The following is a 10,713-nucleotide window of genomic DNA, read 5'->3' on the forward strand; positions in this document are numbered from 1 at the left end:
TCCCTTTCAAGGTGGAGTAAGCGAAGGATAGCTGATCAGCGCAACCGATCAGCCATGCCTCCGCCGTTCTCTGTCATTGGGGCCTATCCCTTATTTTTGGCAAGGATTTCATTCGCCTTTTGCCTGAACTTAGCCGCTCCCTCTTCCGGTGTGATCTTCTTGAAGAGAATCTGCTCGCTGATATCTTTCAAGGTTTTGATGACTTCCGCAGATCCCGGCGGGTCCATCGGGCTAAGCGGGCTTGAGTTCTTCGAGACTTCATTCACATACTCAAAGACTCTTGTTTGGTCTGGAGACAGTACAGGCTTGATCCCTTCCAGCACCTTGGAGGATACGGGCACACCCCTGTCACCTTTGATCAATTTGTTGGCTTCGATATCGTTCAAAAAGAAGCTGATGAATTTTGCTGCCTCTTCCTTGTGCTTGGAATTGCTGGCGATGGAGAAGAACATGCTTGGCTTCAAGAACATGCCTTCCTTTTGATTCGGTCCTGGCGGCAGATGCAGGGCAAGCGGTCTTTTCGCCGTCTCCATAAATCCGATGTATTGATTGGACCAGTTCCAGCTCATGAACGCTGTGCCTTTGACGATAAAATCATCCTCGATCCCTTTTAGCTGTGCCTGCAAGTCCGGTGTCGGGATCGCACCCGCCTCGACCAGCCTCAGCTTGCGTTGGAAATACTCGACAAACAGGGAATCGTCCGTATATCCGAGCGAGGTCCCATCCGCGCTGTACATATGCTGCCCATGAGTCCTTAGATAGTAGGGAAGGAAAACATCCGGCGGATACAAGCCGTTGCTGCCAAAAGAACCTGTCTTGTTCTTCACTTCGATCGTCAGCTTCTCAAAATCATCCCAGGTCCAATCCGGAGCAGGTGTCTGCAGCCCAGCTTTCTTTACATTTTCCTCATCCATCACCACAGTGAGCGCATTCACGCCGAGCGACATCCCGTACAGTTTATCGTTCAATTTCCCGCTGGCCACTACATCTTCGGTGATGGAGCTGACATCGATCGTGCCATTTTGCGTATAAGGTGTCAGATCCTCCAATTGCCCTTTATTCGCATACTGGGCGAAGTAGGAAGTGTCCAATTGGATGATGTCCGGCAGCTGATTGGCAGCCGCTTGGGGAGCTAGCTTTTTCCAATAGTCGTCGTAGTTGGCGTACTCCTCCTCAATCTGAACATGCGGATTCTGCTTCTCATACATCTCGATCACTTTTTTGGTGTACTCATGCCGGGGAGTCCCTCCCCACCAGGCGATGCGCAGTTTGATCGGTTCTTGTCCGGTTACTGTGCTGGATGATGCTTCATTGCTCGGTGCACTGCTGCTGCATGCCGCGATCGAAAATGTCATCATGCAGGACAGAGCCGCATAGACTACCTTTTTCATAACCTTACCCCCTCTTTTGAAAGCGCTTCTATTTCACATTGTAGGGAGTTGACAGAAAAGTTTGAATGTAAAAAACAGAGGCAGGTGTTCAAAAATCAGAGGAAAGCAGACAAAGAAAAAACAGGCTCTGAAAGAACCTGTCGGCTAGCGCTCATTGTCTGTTTTTGGCAAGAATCTCATTGGCTCGCTTCCTGAAAAGAACCGCCCCTTCCTCCGGGGTGATCTTCTTGTACAGGATCTGGTCCGAGATGTCCAATAAGGTTCGCACCACTTCTGTTGCATTCATCGGGTCAGGTGGTACCAGTGAGATGCCATCCTTTGATACGCGCTCCATATAGGAGAATACCTTCACCTGCTCGGGGTTGAGCTCTGTTTTCAGCGCTTCGACCACTTTGGATGACACAGGCACTCCTCGTTCTCCCTTCATCAGCTTGTTTGCTTCCACATTGTTGACAAAGAAGTTGATAAAATGGGCAGCTTCCTTTTTCTGTGTGGAGCTTCTCGCAATGGAGAAAAACATGCTCGGTTTGACAAACATCCCGGCTTTTTGTCCGGGGCCTGGAGGCATGAACAGTTCAAGCGGCCTGCTTGCTGCTTCCGAAAAGGAAAGAAAGACATTGGACCAGGTCCAATGAATCGGGCTCTCTCCCTTTACGATCAGCTCTTCCTCCATTTTCTTGATACGCTCGGTCACATCGGGAGAAGGAAATGCGCCAACCTCTTGCAGCCGTAGCTGACGGCTGAAATATTCGACAAATGGTTCATCTTCGCCATAGCCCAGTGAGGCAAAATCGGACTGATATAAGTTTTGGCCTTTCGTCCGGAGAAAATAAGGGAAAAACACTTCAGGAGGCTTCATCCCATTTGTGCCGTAACGATTCCCTTTCTTCTTGACTTCCGTGGCTATTTGTTCAAAATCGTCCCAAGTCCAATGCTCGGAAGGTGGCTGGATGCCCAAGCTCGTTAACATGTGCACATCGACAATGACCGCAGGAGCATTCAGTCCCAGCGTGATCCCATATAGGTTGTCATCAATCTTTCCGCCCCGTATCGCATCCGTGCTGATCGCTTGCGTGTCGATTGTTCCGTTGGTTATGTATGGAGTCAACTCCACCAGCAAGCCTTTTTCCGCATACGGCTTCAAATATTGCAAATCCATCTGGATGATGTCAGGCAACTCGTTGGCTGCTGCCATCGGCGCGATGCGCTTCCAGTAGTCATCCCAGTTGTCATACTCCACCTCAATCTGGACATGGGGATTGGCTCTTTCATACATCCGGATGACTTCCATCGTGGCTTCGTGCCTGGGCTCGCCCCCCCACCAGGCGATGCGCAGCGTTACCGGTGCCGGTTTGTCGGATGTGGCCTGTCTCTGATTCGGCAAGCTGCATGAGATCAGCACCAGGACAATCGCTAGGGAAAAAATAGGAAACCAGTATTTTTTCATCACATCTCCCCTAATCTCCCGGGATTATACTCGCTACATCATCGGTGCTTTTCGGTATTCGGTCGGTGTCACACCGGTGTATTTTTTAAAGACCTGACTGAAATACTGCGGGTTGCCGCCGAAGCCCAGCATCTCTGCCAGTTCAAAAATTTTCACGTCTTCAGAGCGATTGATCTGTTCAATCGCCTTTTCGATCCGGAGCCGGGTTACGTAATGGGAAAATTTTTCGCCGGTTTCTTTTTTAAAAAGCTTTCCGAGATAATCGGGATTCATATAGAGCATTTTGCTGGCTACCCCATTGATGGTAAGATCCGAATCGCCCAGATGCTTGTGGATGATATCGATTACCTTTCGGACAATGGCGGAGTAGGTGCTTTTGTTCTGCTCATAATGGAAAAGAGCAATTTCCTTGGTAACGCTTTCAAGAAACTGGTGCATCGCCGGTATTGTATCCATTCCAATCAAAGCAGGCTTTTTTTCCATATAGGCATTGAAACGCTCTGTGTTGCAAAGCCGGATGATTGAGACAAACAATTGAATCACATAAGACTTGGTAATGGGAATATCGTGGCGTAATGTTACCAGCTGTGCGAAGATGGCATCGATTTCATCTTTCGCGTCTTCCCAACGCCCCGACTTGATTAGCAGGCATAAACGCTGCTCATCGTAGACCAGCTCCGCCTTTTGATTGGGCTGCCCGTGAACGATGTCCTTCCTGGTTATCAGGCTTCCCTCCCCCAAATAAAAGCGGTGGGCGAGGCATTCCAGTGTGTCTTTATACAAACTCTTGGCATTCATCAGCAAATCGGTGTCACTGATCGCGATGGTGGCATCGATCTGATAATACGCGAAAAAGGTGGTACGCACCTGGTCCATGGCTGCGTATATCTGATCGGCTTGCCCCGTATCCCTTATCAAGAGCAAAATCTGCTCGGCGATCGTGGTGCTCAGGATTACACCTTGCAACAGATCCTCTGCGATATTTTTCATCGCGAACAGATGCTCATAGGAAAAGTCTCCTTCCAATTGCAGCAGGACCAATCGGATCGGTTCATTGTCCACTTCCAGCTGGAAAAGCCTCTGGTAATATTCGAGATCCCGATTGCCATAAATATGATTGGTGACGAATTCCTTTAATAACTGCTCCTTTGTATAGGGAAGCACCTTTTCCAGGCGAGTTTTCGTTTGCTGGACAAACTGTTCCTTATGTTCCGCCAGCCGGAGTTCGGCTACGACCGCTGCGAGCGCTTCCATAATCCGGCCCTCGTTGCAGGGCTTTAACAGAAAATGCTTGACTCCATATTGCATAGAGGATCTCGCATATTCAAATTCTCCGAAGCCCGACAGCATGATAAAGCGGACCGCCGGAAAGCTTTCTTGCACGGTTGCCACCAGCTGCAGACCGTCCATGCCGGGCATTTTGATATCGCTGATGATGATGTCGGGAGGTTCGCTTTTGACCATTTCATACGCCTCCAGACCATTCCGGGCTGTCCCGGTCAATACCGTGCCGAGTGAGCCCCAATCGATGATCTGCGATATTCCTTCCAGGATGATGCGTTCATCGTCGACTAGCAATACTTTATACACGCGCGATCCCCCTTTTGTACGGCAGCATCACATGTACACGCGTCCCTTTGCCCCGCTCGCTTTCCAGCTTGATGCCATACGCTTCGCCAAAGCTCAGCTTGATCCGTTCATCGATGTTTGTTAATCCGATCCCCTGCCCTTTCGTCTGACCGCTCCGCTTCTCCCACTGCTCGAGATACTCCTGGTCCATCCCCGGCCCATCGTCCATGACGACCAAAGTGAAGCCGTCCTCTTCCAAAATGGTCTTGATCCGGATGGTACATGGCTCGATCATTGGCTCCAAGGCGTATTGAATCGCATTTTCCAACAATGGCTGCAGGGTGAACTGCGGGAGATAGCAATCTCTGACTTCCTGAGGGATCTCCATCGTGAAATGAAGACGGTCTTCAAAGCGATAGGATTGTATGGTCACATAATGCTGGATGAGCTCGATTTCTTCTGCCAGCGTAATCATCGGTTCCTTCGGGCTGATGGAGCTTCTCAGCAAAAAGCCGAGAGATTCCACCATCCGGGATATCTGTACCTGCTGATTGATTTTTGCCAGCCAGTTGATCGACTCCAATGTGTTGTATAAAAAATGCGGCTTGATCTGGGCTTGCAGCGCTTTAAACTCGGTTTCTTTGATGACGAGCTGCTTGGTGTAATTTTCGCGGATCAGCTCGTTGATACGCTGGATCATGAGATTGAAGTTGCTGTGCAGGAGCCCGATCTCGTCCATCTGCATCGGCTTGGAGCGCTGCGAACGAGCCTCCGCTTTCTCGAATTCCCCTCTTCGTACATGAAGCATGGTAGACACCAGATTCTCGATCGGGTGAGTGATTCCCCTCGCAAACCGCATGCCAAACATGATGCACACGAGAAACATCGCGAGATACACTAGCAGCAGGTAGTATTTGATGGTCACGATTCGGTTGAAAATCTGGTCGTAAGGAAAGGCATGCAAATAAGTCCAATCCGCATAGCTCGAATGAAGATAGGCGACAAATACCTTCTCTCCATTGCGGGTTGCGATGTGGTAGCCCTGGGATAGTGTTTTCGTGATCGGTATTTGCTCCATTGCATGCACTGTGCCGACCGGATAGATGACATGGGCACCATTGCGGATGATCATATCTCCGCCTTGATCCTGACTGCCTTTGGAGACTTGGCCGACGATCTTGTTGAGATTGATCCGGACGATCAAAGTGCCGATGTGATCAAAGCTAAGGTTTTTGTAATAACGAATCTCCCTGACCGCGATCAGGGATGTATCCGTTTCATCCGGATAGACCCATTGACTGCTGCCTTGTCCTTGTCTGGCCACACGCAGCAACTTCTGCAGTTTTTCAGGGGAAATGGTAACCGTGCTGGTGCCGGCTGCATATTCCCGCCCTCTCGCATCGAAAAGATGAATCGATTGGAAAAAGTCCTCGGTATTGCTGTAATTCAACAGCTTATCGGTCAGGGCACTGCGCAGACGAAAATGTTCATATTCCGTGACATCTGCTGTCAAGGTATGGAGATCATTCTGGATCTGCGGGTCAGCCGTGATATCGTAGGACAGCTTTTCGACTTTTTTCAATTCGTTTTCGATGCTTCCGGAGGACATCAATAATACCTGAGAGGATTTCTGGTATAGCAGTTCATCGTAAATGGTGAACACGTATTGGGATCCGATCACGGTAAACGAAAAAGCAACGATCATGATGAACGATACCAGGAGGAACAGCTTTTGTTTGATGCGCAGGTTGCGATAGCTGGTTTGGAGGAAGGTCAGCATGGCTGTCATTTGTTGCCCACGATCCTCCGCTCTTCTTCCTTCGCCAGTCGCGGATCCATGCTGGCAAACGCCTTGAGTGTCAGAAACATGGTGATCAGGGCGTATACGCTGCCGCTAAAGAACAGCATGAGCAGTGGGAAATACCAGAAGACGCAGGCAAGAATGGCAGCGGCAAGACTAACGCCAATCGTGTGTAGAGGCCGTGACACACCAAACAGGAAAGCGAAGGGAATCATCCGCCATACTCTCAAGTCGTAGTGCACATATACGGGTACGATGAAAACGAGTGTGATGAGATACATCAGGCATACGCTGATCAGCAAGATGCCAAGCACCGATATATCCGCGCTCAATACCCGCAATATTCTGAAATCAACGAACAGGATTGCGCCGATGACAACCATAAGGAGAACCAGCCCATTTGAGCGGATGAACTCGGTTTTATACGTTTGCCAAAATAGTGGAAACACCGCGATGTCTCTGTGTCCTGTCAACCATTTCCGGCTAACCGTGTACATGGCAACCGTCGCCGGCCCCCATCCAAAAAGAATACCGCCAAGCAGGATAAAGCCTATCCACAACAGATTGAGGTAGGCAAGGCTTGTCAACCATTCACATGCCCGATACAGGCGGCTCGTCAGCAAATCCATGCGCCACTCCCCTTTTCCTCTACAGGCCCGCGTTTCAGACGATCGGCTCTGTACAGTCTCTTATCAAGGCTATTTCTTTATTTTTTGCCGAATCCCTTCTCTGAATAAAGAGAAAGAACCGAGGTTTTTGTTCATAAACCAGTGATTTATTCTTTTCAGTTCGGATAAGAAAACTTGGCTTCTCCTGTTTTTTGGAGGGATCTTGGTTCCACTAAAAAAACAGCTGCCGTGAACCGCGAAATATGGGCGGTCATCTGGCAGCTTCCTTCACAGCTCGTTCCTCATACATCGCTTCATGCAGCTGAATGCGAACAGTCCCGGTTTCAATGACGATCCTTCCATCCATTACCGCCGCCTTTTGGGCTTTCTTTCAGCTGTTACAGATTCCCCCCGGCTCCCCGTACACTGCATTGACAAACCAGTGGACGCCAATATGCGATCTGCCAATGGTTGTCCCGTCTAGTTTATCTCAATCTTCTCTGGCTGCTGTTTATGTGCGTTGGCTTGATTGTCTTCGGAGCGGCACCATCCACCGCAGCAATGTTCACCATTTGTCCGTAATTGACTGCGGGGTCAACACCACTGCCTTACATTGTACAGAAGGAGAATGAGTACTGTTTTTACCCATAATCACGTTTTCTTGACTGAAAACATTCATGAAAAGTTAGACTTGCATTAACCAACATTTTACAAGCAGGCGATATACTGTTCTTTATAACAGATATGTCAAGAAAGGAGATTTTCTATGAAAACGTACAAAAACATGTTGAGGACTGGCACTGCTGCCTTTGCTGCGTTATCGCTCATGATTGGCGTCATGTCCAGTCAGCAGGCCGCTTGGGCGGCAAGTGAGAACAAAGCCACGTTCGCATTCGGTCTTGTAGCGGATGCGCAGTACTGTGAATGTGATACAAATGGTACGCGCAACTATCGCGCCTCCCTGGACAAAATGAAAGAAGCCGCTGCTACGTTTAACAAGCATGATTTGGCGTTTACGATCCAGCTTGGGGATATCATTGACAGGGATAAATCCAGCTTTTCAAAGATTGTCCCTCTTTACAACCAGATTAAAGGACCGAGATACCATGTCTTGGGCAATCATGACTTCCCTGTCCCTGTCGATGAGGTCGTCCGCATTTTGGAAATGCCCAGACCGTATTATGATTTCAGCAAGGACGGCTGGCGTTTTGTCGTGATCGATACCAACGATCTCAGTAGTTATGAAGATCCGACGAATGCGGACAAGAAAGAAACTGCGGAGTCTTACCTAGAAGTGCTCAAATGGAGCGGTGCGATGAATGCGCAGACTTGGAATGGCGGGGTGAGCTCTGAACAAATGACCTGGCTGCAGAACGTTCTGGCGCAAGCAAAACAAGCGAACGAAAAGGTCGTGGTCTTCGGTCACATGGCGCTGTATCCGAAAAACGAACACAATGTCTGGAATGATGAGGCATTGCTGAAAACGCTGGAGTCCGCAGGAAATGTGGTGGCTTACTTTAATGGTCATAATCATGCGGGGAATTACGGCTTTAAGAACGGCGTCCACTATCTCAACTTCCAAGGGATGGTGGAAACCCCTGACTCCAACTCCTATTCCATCGTGAAAGTCTACCCGGATCGTTTGGAAATTGACGGCTATGGACGGGAAAAAGATCGTACGCTGAAAATTGGCAAGGAGAAATAAGGTCCCCTGGCCCTCGTGTAAAACGCTGTAAATAAATTGTTGATTTCCCGCACACATTACAGGTAGTACGAAAATCAACCATGCGGGGTGGAAAAATTGTCTCATCCAAACAACAAGCGTCCGAATGATCAGCAACGATTGTCTCAGGACATGCTAGCCAAAAAAACCCAAAGCACCGAGGAGTTCGCCAAGGAGCTTCTGACCCAAGGACAAGCTCAACCGATTGCCTCCGTCCAGCAAAAAGAACTTACCTAGCAATGGCAGAAAAAAGAAACTCTCTATCCACAAATATGGTAGAGAGTTTCTTTTCGCGATCGACCTATTTCTCTTCAATCTTATCGATGTAGACCGGATTGATTTTGTCCAGCGCGGTTTTCAATTTATTCAGATCGATCCCCTGATTTGCTGCAGCTTCTTTATTAACGGCCATTTTCAGCTCTTTCGGGAATTGCACCGGCAGATCGCCTGGTTTTGCCTCTCCTTTTAGCACTTTCACAGCCATCAAACCTGTCTCGTAGCCGTGATCATGGTAATCGATGCCGTATCCTGCAAAGCCCCCGCTTTTCACCGAGTCCATTTCACCTACAAACAGCGGAATTTTATTTTCCTCGGCTACCATGACAACCGATTTTAACGCTGCGACAACCGTATTATCCTTTGGAACATAAATCGCATCCACGCGTCCGACTAACGATTGTGCAGCCTGTTTCACTTCGGATGTATTATTCGCATTTGCTTCCACGGGTTCGAGCCCAATCTCGGCAAGTGCTTTCTTTGCGTTATCCACATTCACGACAGAATTGGATTCCCCGGAATTGAAAATAATGCCGACTTTTTTTGCTTCCGGGAAAAACTCTTTAATAGCATACATGGTACTCTTAATGGAATCCGGATGGGTATCCGAGATGCCGGTGACGTTCTTGCCTGGTTTCTCAACATTTTCGATCAGTTTTGCTTTTAGCGGATCGGTAATCGCCGCAAAGAACACCGGAATATCCGTTCCATCGGTGGTCTGCACGAGGGACTGCGCGCTTGGCGTGGAGATCGCCAGGATCGCATCCTTTTTATCCCCTGCAAATTTTTGGGCGATGGTCATGACCGTACTCGGATCGCCTTGCGCAGATACGTATTCGATGTCGATATTTTTACCGTCTTCAAAGCCGTTGTCCTTCAGCGCCGCGATAAACCCTTCTCGGGTAGCGTCGAGTGAAGGATGTTCAATGATCTGGGTGATGCCGATTTGCAATTTTTTCCCCGATGCATCGCCGCTTTTTCCCGCACCGGAAGCATCGGATGTCGATTGGTTTCCTCCACCTGTTTGGGTACCACACGCTGTCAATAGCAGACAGAGCGCTAGCAGCATCCCTTTTGCCTGTAGCTTTCTTCGATTCATGTTCCCACTCCTTACCATTTTCTCTTTGTTTGTGCTTTGGGTAAGAGAATACGAACGGTCGTACTCCTTGTCCCTTTCTACAATATTCCCAATATTAGCATAGTTACTGCTATTCAGCCAGAAGTCGTTTCAAAAGGAATCAAGCTATCGCTGCGACTTCGTTTATGGACAACATAAAAACTGCTGACGGAAATTCAATCAACGGTTTCTTTTTCGACATTATTGTTTATTGTGAAAGTAAATTTTTTTCACTTTCAACGAAGCAGATCTAACATATTTCTGTAAAAAGCACGTGATCGGTTTTAGCCGATCACGTGCCCTTTCCAAACTTCATACGTGATGTAAGCAATCGCTTCTGGAATCATTCAACAGCAATCCACGGTCTTTGCGTCGGTTCTCCAATCATGAAAAAAAGCCTGAAATATTCTCATGAAAAAGAGAATACTTCAGGCTTTATGGCTCAGTTAAGAACAGGTACTGATTATTTAAGATGGAGAGTGAGGGATTCGAACCCTCGCTACGCATACACGTACTAACGGTTTAGCAAACCGTCCCCTTCGGCCTCTTGGGTAACTCTCCATATGTGGCGGAGGGAGAGGGATTCGAACCCCCGTGGGCTTGCACCCTAACGGTTTTCAAGACCGCCCCGTTATGACCACTTCGGTATCCCTCCGCAAAAATGGAGCGGGTGATGGGAATCGAACCCACGCTACCAGCTTGGGAAGCTGGAGTTCTACCATTGAACTACACCCGCAAACAAATGGTGCCGGTAGAGGGACTTGAACCCCCACGGTTTCCC

General features: G+C 48.6%; 9 protein-coding genes and 3 tRNA genes. 3 read left to right on the top strand and 9 right to left on the bottom strand.

The window, feature by feature from the left end; all coding sequences use genetic code 11:
* Positions 1 to 83: 83 nt before the first annotated feature.
* The 5 genes from EIZ37_RS08235 to EIZ37_RS08255 form a co-directional block, all read right to left on the bottom strand.
* Positions 84 to 1,391, bottom strand: coding sequence for an ABC transporter substrate-binding protein (locus tag EIZ37_RS08235; RefSeq protein WP_134684095.1), 1,308 nt, complete (start codon positions 1,389 to 1,391; stop codon positions 84 to 86).
* 151 nt (positions 1,392 to 1,542) lie between these two features.
* Positions 1,543 to 2,838, bottom strand: a complete 1,296-nt coding sequence (locus EIZ37_RS08240) for an ABC transporter substrate-binding protein (protein WP_134684096.1) — start codon at positions 2,836 to 2,838, stop codon at positions 1,543 to 1,545.
* Between the two features lie 33 nt (positions 2,839 to 2,871).
* Positions 2,872 to 4,428 (bottom strand): response regulator transcription factor, encoded by a 1,557-nt coding sequence (locus tag EIZ37_RS08245; protein WP_134684097.1) that lies wholly within the window; start codon positions 4,426 to 4,428, stop codon positions 2,872 to 2,874.
* Positions 4,421 to 6,196, bottom strand: a complete 1,776-nt coding sequence (locus EIZ37_RS08250) for a cache domain-containing sensor histidine kinase (protein ID WP_134684098.1) — start codon at positions 6,194 to 6,196, stop codon at positions 4,421 to 4,423. Before EIZ37_RS08250 ends, EIZ37_RS08245 begins: the two co-directional genes overlap by 8 nt.
* The gene (locus tag EIZ37_RS08255) at positions 6,193 to 6,837 is read right to left on the bottom strand and encodes a YesL family protein (protein ID WP_134684099.1); all 645 of its coding nucleotides are present in this window, start codon (positions 6,835 to 6,837) and stop codon (positions 6,193 to 6,195) included. The genes EIZ37_RS08250 and EIZ37_RS08255 overlap by 4 nt, the downstream gene beginning before the upstream one ends.
* 450 nt (positions 6,838 to 7,287) lie before the next feature.
* Between EIZ37_RS08255 and EIZ37_RS26710 the strand changes: the two genes are divergently transcribed.
* The 3 genes from EIZ37_RS26710 (at position 7,288) to EIZ37_RS25870 (ending at position 8,776) form a co-directional block, all read left to right on the top strand.
* Complete coding sequence (locus EIZ37_RS26710) at positions 7,288 to 7,398, top strand: DUF624 domain-containing protein (RefSeq protein WP_167568727.1); 111 nt, start codon at positions 7,288 to 7,290, stop codon at positions 7,396 to 7,398.
* 184 nt (positions 7,399 to 7,582) lie between these two features.
* Positions 7,583 to 8,521, top strand: coding sequence for a metallophosphoesterase (locus tag EIZ37_RS08265; protein WP_134684100.1), 939 nt, complete (start codon positions 7,583 to 7,585; stop codon positions 8,519 to 8,521).
* 96 nt (positions 8,522 to 8,617) lie between these two features.
* On the top strand, positions 8,618 to 8,776 hold the full coding sequence (locus EIZ37_RS25870) for a hypothetical protein (RefSeq protein ID WP_167568729.1): 159 nt from the start codon (positions 8,618 to 8,620) through the stop codon (positions 8,774 to 8,776).
* Positions 8,777 to 8,840: 64 nt separating this feature from the next.
* Here the strand turns inward: EIZ37_RS25870 and EIZ37_RS08270 are convergent, their stop codons facing one another.
* From EIZ37_RS08270 to EIZ37_RS08285, 4 genes are all read right to left on the bottom strand, one after another.
* Positions 8,841 to 9,914 carry an ABC transporter substrate-binding protein gene (locus EIZ37_RS08270; RefSeq protein WP_235827919.1) on the bottom strand — a complete coding sequence of 358 codons (1,074 nt, stop codon included), beginning with the start codon at positions 9,912 to 9,914 and terminating at the stop codon, positions 8,841 to 8,843.
* Positions 9,915 to 10,405: 491 nt separating this feature from the next.
* Positions 10,406 to 10,493: transfer RNA gene (locus EIZ37_RS08275), tRNA-Ser, on the bottom strand.
* 5 nt (positions 10,494 to 10,498) lie between these two features.
* Positions 10,499 to 10,587, bottom strand: a tRNA-Ser gene (locus EIZ37_RS08280).
* A gap of 7 nt (positions 10,588 to 10,594) precedes the next feature.
* Positions 10,595 to 10,668: transfer RNA gene (locus tag EIZ37_RS08285), tRNA-Gly, on the bottom strand.
* Between the last annotated feature and the right edge of the window lie 45 nt (positions 10,669 to 10,713).

Origin of the sequence: Brevibacillus migulae (assembly GCF_004521915.1) — a bacterium.
GTDB lineage: Bacteria > Bacillota > Bacilli > Brevibacillales > Brevibacillaceae > Brevibacillus_F > Brevibacillus_F migulae.

What these genes read in the sequence shown, in the direction of transcription:
- EIZ37_RS08235 (WP_134684095.1), bottom strand. Translation starts at nt 1,391, where the DNA reads ATGAAAAAGGTAGTCTATGCGGCTCTGTCCTGCATGATGACATTTTCG.
- EIZ37_RS08240 (WP_134684096.1), bottom strand. Translation starts at nt 2,838, where the DNA reads ATGAAAAAATACTGGTTTCCTATTTTTTCCCTAGCGATTGTCCTGGTG.
- EIZ37_RS08250 (WP_134684098.1), bottom strand. Translation starts at nt 6,196, where the DNA reads ATGACAGCCATGCTGACCTTCCTCCAAACCAGCTATCGCAACCTGCGC.
- EIZ37_RS08255 (WP_134684099.1), bottom strand. Translation starts at nt 6,837, where the DNA reads ATGGATTTGCTGACGAGCCGCCTGTATCGGGCATGTGAATGGTTGACA.
- EIZ37_RS08265 (WP_134684100.1), top strand. Translation starts at nt 7,583, where the DNA reads ATGAAAACGTACAAAAACATGTTGAGGACTGGCACTGCTGCCTTTGCT.
- EIZ37_RS08270 (WP_235827919.1), bottom strand. Translation starts at nt 9,914, where the DNA reads ATGAATCGAAGAAAGCTACAGGCAAAAGGGATGCTGCTAGCGCTCTGT.